The 17337-nt window shown below is 33.8% G+C and carries 17 protein-coding genes; 14 read left to right on the top strand and 3 right to left on the bottom strand.

The window, feature by feature from the left end:
• Positions 1 to 80: 80 nt before the first annotated feature.
• The 7 genes from C8C76_RS10910 (at position 81) to xth (ending at position 7820) form a co-directional block, all read left to right on the top strand.
• A complete protein-coding gene (locus tag C8C76_RS10910; protein WP_108141579.1) occupies positions 81 to 524 on the top strand; it encodes a MarR family winged helix-turn-helix transcriptional regulator in 444 nt (147 codons plus the stop codon).
• A gap of 22 nt (positions 525 to 546) precedes the next feature.
• Positions 547 to 2196: a L,D-transpeptidase family protein gene (locus C8C76_RS10915; RefSeq protein ID WP_258222525.1), complete on the top strand. Its 1650-nt coding sequence runs from the start codon at positions 547 to 549 to the stop codon at positions 2194 to 2196.
• Between the two features lie 40 nt (positions 2197 to 2236).
• On the top strand, positions 2237 to 3172 hold the full coding sequence (locus tag C8C76_RS10920) for a D-Ala-D-Ala carboxypeptidase family metallohydrolase (RefSeq protein ID WP_108141581.1): 936 nt from the start codon (positions 2237 to 2239) through the stop codon (positions 3170 to 3172).
• 61 nt (positions 3173 to 3233) lie between these two features.
• Complete coding sequence (locus C8C76_RS10925) at positions 3234 to 4733, top strand: long-chain-fatty-acid--CoA ligase (protein WP_108141583.1); 1500 nt, start codon at positions 3234 to 3236, stop codon at positions 4731 to 4733.
• Positions 4734 to 4829: 96 nt separating this feature from the next.
• Complete coding sequence (locus tag C8C76_RS10930) at positions 4830 to 5480, top strand: protein-L-isoaspartate(D-aspartate) O-methyltransferase (RefSeq protein WP_108141585.1); 651 nt, start codon at positions 4830 to 4832, stop codon at positions 5478 to 5480.
• Positions 5481 to 5567: 87 nt separating this feature from the next.
• Positions 5568 to 7022 (top strand): sodium/proline symporter PutP, encoded by a 1455-nt coding sequence (putP, locus tag C8C76_RS10935; protein WP_108141587.1) that lies wholly within the window; start codon positions 5568 to 5570, stop codon positions 7020 to 7022.
• Between the two features lie 30 nt (positions 7023 to 7052).
• The gene (gene xth / locus C8C76_RS10940; RefSeq protein WP_108141589.1) at positions 7053 to 7820 is read left to right on the top strand and encodes an exodeoxyribonuclease III; all 768 of its coding nucleotides are present in this window, start codon (positions 7053 to 7055) and stop codon (positions 7818 to 7820) included.
• Between the two features lie 94 nt (positions 7821 to 7914).
• Here the strand turns inward: xth and C8C76_RS15405 are convergent, their stop codons facing one another.
• A complete protein-coding gene (locus tag C8C76_RS15405; protein ID WP_375135321.1) occupies positions 7915 to 8502 on the bottom strand; it encodes an MFS transporter in 588 nt (195 codons plus the stop codon).
• A 17-nt stretch (positions 8503 to 8519) separates the two neighbouring features.
• Positions 8520 to 9140 (bottom strand): MFS transporter, encoded by a 621-nt coding sequence (locus C8C76_RS15410; RefSeq protein ID WP_258222527.1) that lies wholly within the window; start codon positions 9138 to 9140, stop codon positions 8520 to 8522.
• 172 nt (positions 9141 to 9312) lie between these two features.
• On the opposite strand from C8C76_RS15410, the gene C8C76_RS10950 reads away from it, so the two are divergent.
• Entirely contained in the window at positions 9313 to 10491 is a 1179-nt protein-coding gene (locus C8C76_RS10950; RefSeq protein WP_181248199.1) for a geranylgeranyl reductase family protein, read from the top strand.
• Positions 10492 to 10517: 26 nt separating this feature from the next.
• The gene (locus C8C76_RS10955; protein ID WP_108141593.1) at positions 10518 to 11441 is read left to right on the top strand and encodes a diacylglycerol/lipid kinase family protein; all 924 of its coding nucleotides are present in this window, start codon (positions 10518 to 10520) and stop codon (positions 11439 to 11441) included.
• Positions 11442 to 11586: 145 nt separating this feature from the next.
• On the opposite strand, the gene C8C76_RS10960 is transcribed toward C8C76_RS10955, so the two are convergent.
• Positions 11587 to 12078, bottom strand: coding sequence for a hypothetical protein (locus C8C76_RS10960; RefSeq protein WP_108141595.1), 492 nt, complete (start codon positions 12076 to 12078; stop codon positions 11587 to 11589).
• Between the two features lie 204 nt (positions 12079 to 12282).
• Between C8C76_RS10960 and C8C76_RS10965 the strand changes: the two genes are divergently transcribed.
• From C8C76_RS10965 to C8C76_RS10980, 5 genes are read left to right on the top strand one after another with little or no spacing between them, the layout of a single operon-like run.
• Positions 12283 to 13857 (top strand): PAS domain S-box protein, encoded by a 1575-nt coding sequence (locus C8C76_RS10965; RefSeq protein WP_181248200.1) that lies wholly within the window; start codon positions 12283 to 12285, stop codon positions 13855 to 13857.
• A gap of 22 nt (positions 13858 to 13879) precedes the next feature.
• Positions 13880 to 15652, top strand: a complete 1773-nt coding sequence (locus tag C8C76_RS10970; RefSeq protein ID WP_181248201.1) for a FapA family protein — start codon at positions 13880 to 13882, stop codon at positions 15650 to 15652.
• On the top strand, positions 15642 to 15782 hold the full coding sequence (locus tag C8C76_RS15155) for a hypothetical protein (RefSeq protein WP_181248202.1): 141 nt from the start codon (positions 15642 to 15644) through the stop codon (positions 15780 to 15782). Before C8C76_RS10970 ends, C8C76_RS15155 begins: the two co-directional genes overlap by 11 nt.
• Positions 15782 to 16246 (top strand): hypothetical protein, encoded by a 465-nt coding sequence (locus C8C76_RS10975; protein WP_108141601.1) that lies wholly within the window; start codon positions 15782 to 15784, stop codon positions 16244 to 16246. The genes C8C76_RS15155 and C8C76_RS10975 overlap by 1 nt, the downstream gene beginning before the upstream one ends.
• Before the next feature lie 22 nt (positions 16247 to 16268).
• Complete coding sequence (locus C8C76_RS10980; protein ID WP_146161864.1) at positions 16269 to 16961, top strand: DUF3298 and DUF4163 domain-containing protein; 693 nt, start codon at positions 16269 to 16271, stop codon at positions 16959 to 16961.
• Positions 16962 to 17337: the final 376 nt, after the last annotated feature.

The raw sequence follows: 17337 nt of genomic DNA on the forward strand, positions 1-17337 counted from the left end.
TTATAGTTAAATTATTATATAATAATTTTAAATAATGGTTAGTAATTTTAAAAAAAGTTAAATTGATGAGGGAGTTTAAGATGGGAAAAAAAACAAATAAAAAGATTGAAGAAAAAATAAGAAATATCGCTAAATACTTAAATCAATACACAAAAGACCACCTTAAATGCTATAATCTTACTTTGGGAAGATTTCATGTTTTAAGAGTAATTATCGAATCACAGCCTGTTAGTATGGGTGAGATTCATGAGGAACTTCATATGGCAAATAGTACTGTTACTGTTATCGTTGACTATCTTCATGAAGCAGGATTAGTTAAAAGAAGAAGAGATGACAATGATCGAAGAGTTGTACTCTTAGAGATAACTGATCAGGGGCGAGAAATTATGGAGAGCCTTCTTAAAAAAAGACAGGATTTTATGGAAAAAGCACTTGTAGATATGGAAGATTCTGCCGAAGAATTAGCTCAGCTTTTAAGCAAGTTACTGGATAAAATTGAAGAAATATATCAACCAGATAAATAGATAAGTTGAGGAGGAGAGTATTTTGAAAAAAAGACTCTTATTTTTTTTAATTATATTTTTAATTTTATTTTCATATAATCCAACTTTGTATGCTCAAAGTGACCTTGCTATGTCAATTAGAAATCATTTACTGGTTATTGAAGAATATGAGGGGCTTTTCCCTGAAGGTGAAGAGGTTAGTTTTTACCGAGAATTAATCGAGTTTTATGATCAGCGCTATCATCGTTCAATTTGGTTTGATGGTGACCAGTTTAAAAAAGATCCTGAAGTTTTAATTGCTGAAATTAAAGATAGTTATGGAGAAGGTTTAAAGCCTGCAGATTATCATTTGGATTTTATTGAAAACTCAGTTAAAGATCCAGATCTTTTTACGGCTGATTCTCTAGGGAAAAAGGCCTTGCTGGAAATATTATTGACAAATGCCTATTTGAGCCTGGCCTCTGATTATTTAAATGGCAAAATTGATCCAGAAATTATTATAGAAGATTATAATCATCAGGATGATAATTTAGAAGCTCAAAAATTATTAAAGCTGCTGGTTGATGAAGAAAAGCTGGCCCAGATATTAGAAACTCAGCTGCCGACATCCTCTAATTACACTCAGCTTAGAGATAAATTATATCTGTACAGAGACTCGGGGAAAATTAAAGAGTGGCCCCAGATTAATACAGATGAAACTTTAGCTTTAGATGCTGAAGGGAAGGCAGTAGCTCAACTGGTGGAAAATTTATCGGCAAGAGCATATTTAAATTTAGAGAGTCTTGATAACAGAGAATCTTTCAGCCAGCAGGTTAAAAGATCTGTAGTCAGGTTTCAGCTGGATAATGGTTTAAATGCTGACGGGATAGTAGGCCGTAAAACCAGAAAAGCTTTAAATATTCCACTTGAGCAGCGAATTAAGCAGATAATAGTTAACATGGAAAGATGGCGCTGGCTGCCGGAGAATTTAGGCAGCAGATATATTTATGTTAATATTGCTGACTATAATTTAAAGCTTTATGAAAATAATCAGTTGAAGATGGAGATGAAAACAATAGTCGGGCAGGAACAGCGGAGTACTCCAGTTTTTAGTGATGAAATTGATTATCTTGTTTTAAATCCTTACTGGTATGTTCCAAAATCAATTGCAGTAAAAGATAAATTGCCGCTAATCAAAGAAGATTATAAATATCTTCAGGAAAACAATTACTCATTATTTCAATATACCGGAAATAATAATTTAAAAGAGATAGATCCAGCAGAAGTTGACTGGTCAGAAATTGATAAAGACAGCTTTAATTATCTTTTAAGGCAGAATCCGGGTGATGAAAATGCTCTGGGAAGAGTTAAATTTATGTTTCCCAATCGCTTTAGTATTTATTTACATGACACTCCCAGCAAGTACCTTTTTTCCGAAACAGAAAGAGGCTTTAGCTCTGGCTGTATTCGGATTGAAAAACCGGTAGATCTGGCAGAATATTTATTAAAAGATCAGGAAAAATGGGATCGTCAGGCAATCGAAGCAGAAATGAAAAAAGATAAAGAAAAGACAGTTTATTTAAATAATCCAATTAAAATTTATCTGCAGTATAATACAGTCTGGGTAGATTCTTTGAGTAATTTACATTTTAGAGAAGATATATATGGACGCGATCAAAAAATAATTGAAGAATATTTTCAGCAAAACAATTAACAAAAAATTAATTAGAGTAAAAGGAGCAAAAACGATCTAAATGAAAAAATTATTTTATCTATCAATAGCAGTACTTTTTATATTAATCAGCAGTTGTTCAGTTGGTGCAGAAGCTTTTACAGAAGATCATGCGGATTTTTCTATAGTTTATGATGAACTTAAAATTCCGCTAAAAACTTTCAGCATATTTGTGCTGCCCCGGGAAGAAATTGAAGTAAAAATAGCCGAAGAAGATAGAAACCAGCAGTATATAATTGAGCTTGGTGGCAAAAAATATGAGAGTGGGAGTTCTTTTAGTTGGAAAGCACATGGAAAAAGTGGCCATTATCCGGTTACAATTAGCAGAAAAAATGCTTCTGGAAAAAATTCTGAGATTAAATTAAATGTTTTTGTACTACACCCGTATTCAGAAAAAGAGGGTGAATATATACACGGCTTTAAAATTGGTAATTATCCAGCAGATTCTTCAAAACCAAAAGGCTTCTTAAAAATTGAGAAATCAATACTGGATTTAAATTTAACTCCTCATTTTAAGGTCGAGCAGTTCTTAACAAATCAGAGTGATCAACTGCCTCAATTTATTGTGATTCAGGAGCCACTACTTTTAAAGTTGGAATATTTTTTAGCAGAGGTTAATAAGGCGGGTTATTCTGCCGAAACTTTTGGGATTGTAAGTTTTTATCGCTCACCTTATTTTAATAAAAAGATTGGTAATGGCACCCATTACAGCCGCCATCTTTTTGGTGATGCTGTTGATATATATATAGATAACAGGGGTAATGAGTGGATGGATGATCTAAATGGTGATGGCAAATTAGACATAAAAGATGCAGATGTTTTATTTGAAATAGCAAAGAAATTTGATCAGAAGGAGAAATATGCTGCTCTTCAGGGTGGTTTGAGCAGTTATCATGCTAATGGTGTGAGAGGTTCTTTTATTCATATTGATACCAGAGGAATTCATGTCACCTGGTAATTAAGTATAATATTTTTGGAAGCTTAATTAAATTTATCAAATTGGCTGGGAGGTTATTAAGTTGTTAATTGGAGATATTGTTTCAAAAACAGCTGCAGAAAAGGGAGATAAAACAGCTGCAGTTCTTGATGACAAAAAAGTTACATATCAGGATTTAGAAAAGGAAAGTAATCAGCTGGCACACGGCCTGATCGATTTAGGGATAAAACCTGCAGATATGGTGAGCATTATGCTGCCCAATAGTATTGAGTTTTTAACTGCTTATTTAGGGGTTATTAAGTCGGGAGCGACAATGGTTCCTTTAAATATCAGTTTTAAAAAGGCAGCTGTTGAATATATTTTGAATAATTCAGAAGCTAAGATTATTATCAGTTCAAAAAAGTTTCTGCCTTTAATTAAAGACTGTGATTTAGATCATCTGCAAAAAATAATTTTAGTCGATGGGGAAAAGTCTGATGATTATCTGGCTTTATCTGAACTGGCAGACCAGCAAAGCACCCTGCCTGAATTAAAAGAGATTGACCAGGAATATACGGCGGCCTGTCTTTATACTTCGGGAACGACCGGTCAGCCTAAAGGAGCAATGCTGACTCATCACAATCTTATTTTCGATACCCAAAAAACAATTGAACATTTAAAAGTTGATGATAGTGACCGCTATATTTGTGTGCTGCCGATGTTCCATGCCTTTGCAGAAACTGTCTGTATGCTGATGCCCCTCTTTTTGGGTGCAGAAATAGTAATTGTAGATAGATTTTTACCGGAAAAAGTATTAAAAACCATTCAGGAAGAAAATGTAACATTTTTTGCCGGGGTACCGACAATGTATTCTGCTCTCTTAAATGTTAAAAATAAAGATGAATATGATCTTTCTCATTTGAATCTTTGTATTTCTGGTGGAGCAGCAATGCCCCAGCAGACAATGGAGGATTTTGAAGAAACATTTAATGTAAAAATACTTGAAGGTAATGGACCAACTGAAACTTCTCCGGTTGCTTATGTGAATCCGGTTGATGGCGAAAGAAAGTCCGGTTCTGTTGGTTTACCAATTCCAGAAACAAAAGTTAAGATTGTAGACGAAAATGATAACGAGCTGGAGCGAGGGGAAATTGGTGAGATTGTTGTTCAGGGAGAACACGTAATGAAGGGCTATTTTAAAATGCCTGAGGCAACAGAAAAAACTCTGCGCGGCGGCTGGTTACACACTGGTGATTTAGGTAAAATGGATCAGGACGGATATGTTTATATTGTTGACCGCAAAAAAGATATGATTAATGTTGGAGGAATGAATGTTTATCCAAGAGAAATAGAAGAACAGTTATATAAACATCCTAAAATTAGAGAAGCGGCTGTAGTTGCAACCAAGGACGAATTAAGAGGGGAAATCCCCAAAGCAGTTATTGTCCTAAAGGAAGGCGAAACGGCTGATGAACGGGAGATAAAAAAATACTGTCAGCAGTATTTCGCTAATTATAAAGTTCCCAAACTAGTCGATTTTCTGGATGAATTACCAAAGAATGCAACCGGAAAGATTGATAAAAAATCATTAAGTGATCTTTAAAGAGTAAAGCATCCCCTTCTTTTTTAAGGAGGGGGATTTTCTCTTTTTATGTCCTTAGCTGATTAAATTAAAATATTTAAAGCGGAGGCGATTAAAATGACAGTTGATTATGAAAAACTTCGCCTGGAAATGGTTAAAGAGCAGTTAGAAAAAAGAGGAATTAAAGATCAATCCGTACTTGAAGCCTTTAAAAAAGTTCCCCGCGAAAGGTTTATGCTGGATGAAAATAAGGAACTGGCCTATGCAGATGGTGCTCAAACAATTGAAGCAGGTCAAACCATCAGCCAGCCCTATATTGTTGCTAAAATGCTGGAGGCACTTAATTTAAGCCAGGCAGATAGGGTTCTGGAAATTGGGACCGGTTCAGGTTATGCAGCAGCACTACTTGCTGAGATTGCCGGAGAAGTTTATACTGTAGAGAGAATAGAGAAACTTGCAGTCAAAGCTAGAAATGTGCTTTCAAAATTAAATTATGAAAATGTCAGAGTTAAAACTGGTGACGGCACCCTTGGCTGGGAAGAATATGCTCCTTATGATGCAATTTTAGTTTCGGCAGCAGCTCCCTACCTGCCTGAAAAATTAAAAACACAGCTCAATAAAAAAGGTCGGATAATAATTCCAATCGGGGAGCGGGGAGGTATTCAGCAGTTAAAGCTTTATACCAGAAGGTATAATGGGAATTTAAAAGAAGAAGACTTAGAGTATGTTAGATTTGTACCTCTTTTAGGAGAAGACAGCTGGAGATAGGAACCTTAGCCAGTGATTAATCAATTTATCTCCAGCTGATTTGTACTATAATATAATATAAAAAGTAGATAGGAGTGGAGTATTTTAATGGCAGCAACAATAACATCTTTTTCAGTTTATTTAGTATTTTTGATGAGTATTGGAGTCTATTTTTATAGGAAAACAGCAAATCTTGAAGATTATTTAATCGGTGGTCGGGCAATGGGCAGCTGGGTTACAGCTTTATCTGCTCAGGCCAGTGACATGAGCGGCTGGCTTTTAATGGGGCTGCCTGGAGCAGTTTATCTTGGCGGTTTAAGCCAGGCCTGGATAGCAGTTGGGCTTTTTGTTGGTACGGTCTTAAACTGGAAGTTTGTAGCAGCCCGTTTACGGGTTTACACAGAAAAGACTGATTCTATGACTTTACCTTCATTTTTTGAGGACCGCTTTGGTGACCGGACAGGTCTTTTAAGAATTATTTCAGCGTCAATAATTCTTTTGTTTTTTACAATTTATTCTGCTTCTGGTTTAGTTGCTTCCGGGAAACTTTTTGAGTCATTATTTAATATTGAATATACGGCAGCAGTAATTTTTGGTGGGCTGGCCATAGTTTTATATACTTTTTTAGGAGGATTTATGGCAGTCTCCTGGACTGATTTCTTTCAGGGGATTCTGATGTTTTTTGCAATTACAATTGTACCAGTGATTGCTTATGGTGAAATTGGAGGCATGAGTGAGATTATAGCGATGACCGCAGAAAATGGTGTTTCACTTTCTCTAATGCCGGAAGGCTTTACTATTACAGCAGTTATATCTGCACTTGCCTGGGGGCTTGGTTACTTTGGACAGCCACATATACTGGCGCGTTTTATGGGGATAGACACTATTAAAAAAGTTGCCCCGGCTCGAAAAATTGCGGTTATCTGGGTTGCAATTTCTTTAAGTGCAGCGGTACTGGTGGGAATTATTGCAGTACCAATGTTTCCAAATATAGTAGACAGTGAAAAAGTCTTTATTGAAATGATTGCTGCTATTTTTAATCCCTGGCTGGGAGGAATTTTATTAGCAGCTATTTTATCTGCAATTATGTCAACAATTGATTCACAACTTTTAGTTTCTTCATCAACCTTAACTGAGGATTTTTATAATAAAATTATTAAACGCGAGGCAAGTGAATTAGAAAAGATGTGGGTTGGAAGAGCTTTTGTAATAATAATTGCAGTTGTGGCCTTTATTCTTGCCTTAAACCCGGAAAATACAGTCCTAGATCTTGTTGCTTATGCCTGGGCAGGACTGGGAGCTGCTTTTGGACCGGCAGTATTATTTTCACTTTTTTCAAAAAAGGCATCCTGGCAGTCAATTTTAGCAGGAATGATTACAGGCACGGTTACCTTAGTTATCTGGAAAGAAAGTGGTCTGGGTGCTCAATTATATGAGATTATTCCCGGCTTTTTTGTAAACATTATAGTAATCTTGGTAGTTAATAAATTTTATGCTCAGCAGGATGATGAAATATTAGCTGAGTATGAAGAGGTAGAAAAAATTTATCAGAGAGATATTTAACTCATAAATATAGAGAGAAAGGATGATAGGATGCGAATTTATTCCTGGAATGTTAATGGAATAAGAGCAGTTAAAAGAAAAGGGTTTTTAGACTGGATTGACGAAGAACAGCCAGATATACTGGGGCTGCAGGAAATAAGAATTCAGGATCATCAGCTGAAAAATAAATTAAGGAATATAGATGATTATTATTCTTATTTTACCTTTGGTGAGAAAAAAGGCTACAGTGGGGTTGCCCTTTATACAAAAATAGAACCGATTGATGTCTGGCATGGACTTGGTATTAAGAGGTTTGACCGGGAAGGGAGAGTTATTGCAGCAGAATTTGAAGACTTTTATCTGCTTAATATTTATTTTCCCAATGGCAGAAGAAATAAAGAAAGACTCAACTATAAGCTTGATTTTTATGATGCTGTTTTGGATTATATTGAGGATTTAAGAAATAACGGAAAAGAAGTTGTAGTTTGTGGTGACTATAATACAGCTCACCACCCGATAGATCTTCATGATCCTGATTCAAATGAAAATACTTCCGGTTTTATGCCGATTGAAAGAGAGTGGCTTGATAAACTCGAAGATCATGGATATATAGATACCTACCGTCATTTTCACCCTGAAGAAGAGACCTATTCCTGGTGGAGCTACAGAACCAGAGCCCGTGAGAGGAATGCCGGCTGGAGGATTGATTATCATTTCATTTCCGAAGGTCTGGAAGATAGATTGGAAAATGCAGATGTTTTAACTGATGTTATGGGATCAGATCACTGTCCCGTGACAATTACTCTGGATTTAGAATAAATAAGATTAAAGAAAAAAAGCAGCCCCACTTTAATTAAAAGCTGGAGGCTGCTCTTTTTTGTTTTATAAATTGATCTTTAGCTGTTTAAAACATTTAATTAATTTCAGCTGTCTTTTTTCTGTCCTTATTTAAAAAGAAGACGGCAATTATAATTCCAAGAGCTGCAATAATTAGGGTTGGATAGAATACATATTGATAACTACCCAGTATATCTCTAATCTGACCGGAAAAGATATTTCCAATTACAGCGCCAACACCATAGGCAGTAAATAGATAGCCGTAATTTCTGCTGTAATTTTCTTTACCAAAAAAGTAAGAGGTAGCTGCAGGAGCAATAGCAAGCCATCCTCCCAGATTAAGCCAGAAAATGGAAAAAGAAATAAAGTAAAGAATTTGATTTGCAGAATCGTTGATAATCATTAAAAAAGAAGCCAAAATTATCATTGAAAATGAGATTACAGCAGTCTTTTTTGGCTTGAATTTGTCAGTTAAAGCACCAAAAATTGGCCGACCAATACCATTGAAGATTGCAAATAAAGACACATAAATTGAAGCAGCAGTAGAATCCAGATTTATTAGTTCTTCTGCCACCGGGCCAGAGATTGCAATAGCCATTAACCCAATAATTGTTCCGATAACAAAGGTGGTCCAGAGAGCATAAAAGCTTCTGCTTTTTAACATTTTTTTAGGTCCAATATTCACTCTTGATTTAGCTTTATTTTTTTCTTTGAAATTGATTTTTTGCTTTCTGGAAATTTCAGCGGTAAAGCAAGTAAAGTAATAATTACTGCAAATAAAACACCTAAAACCTTAAAAGTGCTAAAGGCTCCAAAATGTCTAATTAACCAGCTTGCTGCAGGTGCGGTTAAAAATGGTGATAAGCCAAAACCACCAAGAGTTAAACCGACTGCCAGTCCTTCTTTATCAGGGAACCATTTAGCAGCTACTGCCATCGGCGCACCATAGGCAATACCAACTCCAGTACCTCCAATTACCCCATAAGTAATAGTCAGGAGTGTAATTGAAGAGGTGAAGCCTGATAAAAACCAGCCGATAGAAATTAAGATACCACCTGCAATTGTCATTACTCGGGGGCCATATTTATCCATGTAATTACCGGCAAAAGGCATTCCAAGGGCATAAAAAACTAAAAAGATCATATAAGGTAAGCCACTTTCAGTCGCACCAATATTAAAAGCTGTCTCAATTGGTTTTCGAAAAATACTCCAGGAATAAATTGTTCCCATACACATAAAGATAATAAGTCCTAACGGAATATAGATCCACCTACTCTTGTTCTCAGTTACTGAAGATGTCATATTTTTTAATTTCCTCCCTGTGATTAATTAACTTGATTTTCTAAGAATTTACAGTTAAGATATTATTATAAAATAAAAAAGTTAATATAGTTAAAATAATCATAACAAAGGCACTTAACTTTATCAAGTTAAATCATTAAAATCTAAATATTTAAACTTCAGGGTGATCGAATTGAAAAAAGACTTAATAGTTATCGGTGCTGGCCCCGCTGGAAGTTCAGCGGCTTTTCTGGCTGCCAGAGCCGGGCTTGATGTTTTAATCTTAGAAAAAGAGAGCTGGCCCCGCTATAAAGCCTGTGGTGGCGCATTATCTGCAAAGACAGTAGATATTCTATCAGAACATGATATTCAAATTGGACCAGAACTTATTAAGAATCAAATTAGTGAATTCAAATTTTCTTTTCCAGGCAGAGAAGAATTTGGGCTTAATTATAAAAAAACACCGATTAAATTGATCAATAGGAAGACATTTGATGATTTTCTCTTAAAAAAAGCAGCTGCAGCAGGAGCTGAGTTTATTGATCAAATGGAAGTGCTCAGGGTAAAAGAAAATGGAAATGAGGTTCTAGTTGAAACTTTAACTGAGAACTATACCTCTCAGTTTTTAGTTGCAGCTGATGGGGCTAATAGTAGAACAGCTAAATATTTGAATCGAGAGAAAAAAGGAATTATAAAAAATAAAGGGATAGCAATCGAAGCAGAAATTGAATATCAAAATTTAATCGATAATAATTTTAAAGATCAAATCTTAATTGACTTTAAACATTTAGATAATGGTTATGGCTGGGTTTTTCCAAAAAAAGATTTTCTGTCAATCGGACTTGGGATATTAAATTTTGAAAAAGTTGATCTTAATAAAATTCTGGCTGAATATCTCAGAGAGCTGAATATTAGAATCAAAAAAGATGATTTTCTAGTTAAAGGTCATCCAATACCTGTTTATTCCGATCAGACAGAATTTAAAAGAGCCTCCAACAGAATATTTTTAGCTGGAGATGCTGCATATCTGGCAGATGCTTTTATTGGTGAAGGTATTTATTATTCCCTTGTTAGTGGTTTTGCAGCTGCAGAAACTATAGTTGATTATCTGGATAGTAATTCTGCGGAGCCTAATTATATTCCTGCTGAAAACTATGAATTTAAGCTCAAAAATAATATTTTTACAGAGCTCAAAGAAGCAGAAAAGATAGCTCGTTTGTTTTATAATAACAAAAAAATTGTACAGCTTTTGCTGAAGAGTAGAAGAGATTTATTAATTATCTTTATGGATGCAGTGCAGGGATTAAAAAGTTATTCTGAACTGGGAAATCTTTTTAATTTTTTTAAGAATTTATTTAAAATCAAAATTTAAAACTACAACAGTAAAGAGTTGATAAAATGGATAAAAAAATCATGGCTATTGTTAATCCTGTTTCAGCAGGTGGAAAAACTGCTAAGCTGTGGCCTAAAAAAAGCAGAGTTTTTAAAAAAGAATTTAAATATTTTAAGGAAGTATATACTGAAACTGCAGGTGAGGCAGTAGAAATCGCCAGAAAAGCTGTCAACTTAAATTATGATTATCTAATGGCTGTTGGTGGAGATGGCACTGTTAATGAAATTGTAAATGGAATGCTTGCAGCGGATCTAGCTGATAATTTAAAAACAAAATTAATTATTTCTGCTCATGGTACTGGTTCTGATTTAAGTAGAGTTCTGCCATTACCAGAAAAAACAGAAGCTGTGATTAAAAGAATCAAAAAGAATCAAAGCAGAGAAGTTAATTTAATTAAATCCAGCTATCTTAATCATCAGGGAGAAGAGACCAGCAGATATTTTATTAATATTGCTGACTGTGGAATGGGAGCAGAGGTTGCAAAAAAGTTAAATGCCAGCAAAAAAAATATAGATGGGAGTTTAAGCTACCTCTTTAAGCTTTTTCAAACTTTGTTTTCCTATCAAAATAAATTTGTTAGAGTTGAGGCTGATCAAAAATTAATCTATGAGGGACTTTTGAATTCAGTTGTTATTGCAAATGGAAATTATTTTGGTGGTGGTATAAATATTGCACCGGAGGCTGATCTTTTTTCAGAAAATATCAATCTAATTTTATTAAAGGATTTTTCAAAGGCAGCAATAATTGACAATTTGATCAAGGCTTATCAGGGAAAGCACTTAAGTCACCCTCTGGTTGAGTCTCATTTTGTTAATGAAATTAAGATCAGTTCTGATAGAGAAGTTCAGCTGGAAATGGATGGAGAAACTGTTGGCACAATAGATGCAGAATTTAAAATTTCTGCAAAAAAAATTTCATTATTAGTTTAACAGTTAATTGAGATATTTTTAAAAGGAAAAATATAACATAAAAAGAAATAAAAAATAAAATAGTGTTTTGAAAATCACATATGTTCATAAAAAAACCGGCCAGAATAAACTGGCCGGTTAGTTATTGTTATAAGTAAAAATTTATTTACCAGTTATTTACTAAGTCACCTGTAACAGTAGCGCCGCCTTCAATAGTAAATGTTTCTTTAGCAGCTTTGTTTTCGAAGTAAACATTACCTTCTACAGTGAAACCAGTTGTTAATCTAAAGTTTTCAGCCTGAACATAAACATCTCCAACAAAGATTCCAGCTTTGAATCTTGTGCTAGGGCTATTAACAGTAATACTTGGAGCTTCTAAAGTATATCTGTCAGTTACATTATGGTCATCATCCTGATCATAAAGAGCTAACTTACGGTCAACTGTATCACGGTTTTTGAACTCACCATCTAATACAATTTCTTCATCAACACTTAAGTCCTGCTGAATAATTACTATCCAGGATTCCTCTGCAGCTGTCTGTAAACTTGCCTCATCCACCACTACAGATGGAGAAGAAACTGTGTCCTGAGCACTTACTGTAGGTGCAACTAATAAAGCTGCTACCGCGATCATTAATACAATTGTTTTGATTTTCATAAATAAATCCTCCTTTAAAATTTTATTAATTGACTCAACTTAACTATATCTTAACATATATGATATATGTGAAAAATGTGTCAAGTGCTATTTGTAATTTATTTAACTTTTTTGAATAAAATCTTGCTTTTTAATAAAGGAAAGAGAAAACAGATATTGAATATAATTAATAGAATAAACATTTTAGTAATTGAGGTGGAAATTATGAAAGAAATTATAGAAATAGCAGAATTAAGAAAGAGATTCAAACTGGAACTGGATATTATGGCAGAATTTTTTCAGACTGATAATTTAAAAATGGCTGTTCTGACGCCAGAGAATTCAGCCAAAATTTTCAGCCATAGTAATTCTGATTTCGAAAAAACTGTAAAAAAAATTAATTTAAGTAATGATGACTATAAGCAAATTATTTCAGCTGATGATTTTCAAACTAAAGCTATTTTATCAAAATATCTGGATGATTTTAGTTCTGAATTAAATTTTTTAAAGGTTAAAACAGGAGTTTATATCTATCTAATATATTTTCCGCTAAATAAAGAGATAAAAACTCATAATTCAGCAGCTTTAAAACTTTTTCAAAAACAGATAAAAGCCGTATTAGATGATATTTACCGGCAGGAAGAAATACGAGATAATTTGAGTCAAAAGAATTTAGAAAATCAAAGTTTAAAAAAAGAAAAGTATATTACCGCTTCTGCACTTGATTCAGTCCCGGGTAATATTTCAATTTTAGATAAAGAAGGAAATATAGTTTATACTAACAGCTCCTGGGAAGAATTTGCTTATCAAAATGGGGCAGTGGCTGAGAACACTGGAGTTAATGAAAACTATTTAGAGGTCTGTAAAAAATCTGCAGAAATGGGAGATCTGATTTCTGCTCGTGCCTATAATGGAATTCTTTCTGTTTTAAATAATGAACAGGATAATTTTAGTATGGATTATCCCTGCCACTCCCCGAGAGAAAAAAGATGGTTTAGAATGCATGTATCTTCTTTTAAAGGTATAGGTGCTTATGAATTAATGATTCTGCACCAAAACATAACTAAAGAAATTATGGCTGAAAAAAAATCGGAAGAGATTTTAAATAAATTACCAGCTGCTATTTTAAAATTTGATTCTAAGAAGAAACTTATTTATTTTAATAAAAAAGCGATGAACTTATTAGATTTGAATGAGAATAATTTAGGAAGCAGATTAAAGGAAATTAAAATTGCTGATCAGAGAGCTGATGATTTTCTGGATAAACTTGATTATGCTGCAGTTAATAATAAACGAATTAATTTCAGAATATATATCAGTCAGAATGGTTTTAAACAATATTTTAATAATTATTTAGTTCCTGAATTTGAGGACGGTCAGTTAAAAACCATCACTTCAATTATCCCGGAGGAAATGATTAGTAAAAACACTAATCAAAAAACAGAAAAACAGCGCAACCACTATTTACAGCTGTTTAATAATTTTCCAGAGGCTCTGGTTTTACTTGATATTGATGAAAGAATAATAAATGTTAATAAGAAGTTTTCTCAGCTTTTTGAATATGAAATCGATGAATTAAAAAACAAAAAACTTGATGATTTAATTGTACCAGCAGATCAAAAGAAAAATGGACGCGAATTATCTCATCAGGTTCTGACAGGAGCTAGAGTGGAAGAAAAAGTTTACCGGATTAATTCTCAGGGAGAGAAACTGGAGTTAAATTTAAAAGCTTTTCCTGTACTTTTGCAGAATAACCAGATTGGTATCTATGCAATTTATAAGAATATAAATAGAGATTAATAGTTTTTGGAGGTGACTGATTTTGGAAAACAAAGATGGAATAGTATATCTCGAAAATGGTCAATTAACCATTATTAATCCGGAAGGGCTCGGTAGATATCCCCGGGTAACTGCTGGTGAAAATGTTGAAATATATATTGATGGAGAAAAAGAAAACAAAGAAGTAGTTGTCAGTCAGGATATAGAAGATTTAATTAGTTTTGAGCTTAAAAAAGTTAAAAAAAGTAAAGAGTTAAATCTGAAAGTTACTGAAGACAAACTAAAAGCTTATTTAATAATTAAACTGACTCCTGAACAGCAGCTGGAAATTAAAGATACAGAACCGGCCAATCACATTAAAATAGAGACTAAAAGCCAGGATGAAATATTTCCTGAGCTGAGTAAAAATGAAATAATTGAGCTGCTTAATTTTCATAATATAAGTTATGGGGTTAAACATGATCAAATAAGTGAAATTCTGGCTCAAAAAGGAAATAAAAGTGGTGAATATCTGATTGCTGAAGGTAGAAAGGCAAAAAGGGGTGAAGATGCTCAGATAATAAAAAGTGAAAACTATCAGCAGCGGGAAGAAAATTTATTTAATGTTATAGATTCGATTGAAAAAGGAGAAACTATCTGCTACAAAAAGAAAGCTGTTGAGGGTAAAGCAGGGGTTAATGTCTATTCTGATAGAATATCTCCTCCACCTGTAAAAGATATTAGTCTTAAGGCGGGGAAAAATGTGCAGCTGACAAAAGATGGTTTAAAAGCCATAGCTCTGGAAGGTGGCCAGCCTAAGTTAATTAGAAGAAGTTCTACTGTTGAGGTGCATATTTATAAACAGTATATTATCAAAGGTGATGTCGACAAACATACAGGCCACATTAAATATGAGGGAGATTTACTTGTTAAGGGTGATATTAAGGATTATTTTAATGTTGAGGTAGGTAATGATTTAAAAGTTCAGGGGAATATTGCCAATGCGGAGGTTAAGACTCAGGGAGACCTTTATGTCAATAATAATATAATTGCCAGCAAATTATTTATTGGAAATTATCTGGAAAAAGAGATTATACTATCTTTGAAGAAAATTATCAGCTATTTAGAAAATTTAAATAAGGCAGTGGATCAGATTTTAGGGGAAGCCAGCCAGAGAAAGATGAATCTCAGCAACTTTAAAACTGGAAGAGTTTTAAGACTGCTGATTGAAAACAAGTTTCCTGAACTAAAAAAGTTAATTTTGAGTCTTAATCAGAGTGTTAAAGATAATGAGCAGCTAAAAGATTATTTTAGAGAAATAATACCCTATTTTAATAATATGGCTAATTTAGAAAGAATTAAAGATGAAAGCATGCTCAATAATTTCAAAGAAAATTTAGCTGAATTTATGAATCACAAACTGGATAACAGTGGGGTATTAAATATTTATACCGGCTATATTCAGAACTCTGAAATTAACATAGGTGGTTCAGTAATTATTAATCGGCTTGGTTGTTATAATTCAACAATTAAAGCAAAAAAATCAATTATTGTTAAGAGCAACCCGGGATTCCTAAAAGGCGGCTCATATCAGGCTGAAGAAATAATATTTACCCAGGAAGCGGGGAGTAAACTGAGCAAAACTTATTTTAGAATAGGAGAGCAGATTTTTATTAAAGAAGTTTTGGGAACACTGGTGATCAAAAGTGAAAATGACCGAAAAATTATTGAAGAGGGAAATAGGAATATAAATTTTAGAGTCAATGACTTTGGTGAGCTGGTGACAGCTGCCACCCTCCCAAATATAAATCAATATCTCTTGAAGGATGAAGGATAAAACAATTGTTTTAAATATTCAAGCTGAGCTGCTGGTTAATTTTTGTCAGCAGTTTTTTGCCATTTTATTAGGTCACGATTTATGTTACAATGAAAATATAATTAATTTAAGAAAGGTGCTGATTGGATAATGAGAAGTAGTGATATTGATACAACAGGAATTGAAGAAGCTCCAGAAAGTGTTGAATTTAGTGAAGGGGATAAGGTAGATATTTTAGTATATAAATTTACTGATTTAGGGGCTACAGTTATTATCAATGATAAATATTTTGGTCTGGTGTATGAGAATGATATTTATAAGGAAATTACTGTTGGTGATCAGTTAAAAGGATATATTAAAAAGATTAGAGAAGATAATAAAATTGATGTTAGTCTGCGCAAGATTGGTTATGGTCGGATTGAAGATGCAAAAGAAAAAATACTGGCCCGACTTAAAGCTAAGGGTGGATCTTTACCTTTAAATGATGATAGTTCACCAGAAAAAATCAAAAAAGCTCTTCAAATTAGTAAAGGAAGTTTCAAAAAAGCGATTGGTGGTTTATACAAGGAAAAAATTATTGATATAACTTCTAAAGGAATTAAGTTAAAAAAATAAGTAAAGAAAAGAGCTGTTGAAAGTGAGAGACAATAATTCTTTTTTTGACTGCCTCAACTTTGAAGTTATAGTCTTGGCTGCAGTTGTATTGCTTTTTCTGACAGCAGCCTCGGCTGCAGCTTTCGAGGTTGTTTCAATTCCAGTGGAAAAGACTGAAAAAGATGTTTATCAGATTGAAGCAGAGATTCCAATTTTAATGGAGTTAAATCGCAAAAATACCCAGGAAAAATATAATGATCTTTTTAGAGACAACATCATGACTTTTGTAGAATATACGATTAATATGGCACGACAGAGTCAGCAAGATTTTGCAGAGGCCGAGTTTCCGAGGCGAGAATTTGTGGCTAAAGTTGATTTTGAAATCAAAAATAGTAAGCAAATATTAAGTATTAAGTTTGATTACTATCAGTATACCGGGGGAGCTCACGGGAACCCCTACAGTCTGACATATAATATTGATCTTGCTGCAGGAGATGATTTAAAATTAATCGATTTTCTGGAACTTCAAAATATGAATTTAAATGAAATAGAAGAATTTATTCGAGCTGAAATAAAAAAAGAACCGGAACTCTATTTTCAGGAAGAGTATGGCTTTCAGAGTTTAGATCAAGATCAGTGTTATTATCTTGAAGATGGTGAACTGGTTGTATATTTTCAACCTTATGCTATAGCTCCCTATTCAACGGGGATGCCAGAATTTAGAATAAAATATTAACTTTTTAAGCTGCTGTGTAAAACAGCAGTTTTTTTAATGTCGTGTGCTCCGTAAATTATTCTGATAGTAGGTGGAAGTCCTACCTATGTTGTGGCATGTATCATGTAGAAGTCAACAATGACAGGGTGTTCACCGTGAGGTGGAATCTGAAGAGTCTGAGACGGGCTGTTAGTCCAAAAAACATTATGTGAACCAGATGTGGCATCTGTAAATGGCGATTCGCCGACTTAACGAAGAAGCTCAATGCCGGCATAAAAACCATGCAATCTAGGCTGGATTTGCAGATGTGATTAGGGTTGGAATGACAGTAAGATGGAATAGTTGACCGGAGGAGTTCTGTGTTTGCCTGAAACTAAAACTAGTTTTAGTAAGTCGA

The organism is Halanaerobium saccharolyticum (assembly GCF_003053565.1).
GTDB classification, from domain to species: Bacteria; Bacillota; Halanaerobiia; order Halanaerobiales; family Halanaerobiaceae; genus Halanaerobium; species Halanaerobium saccharolyticum_B.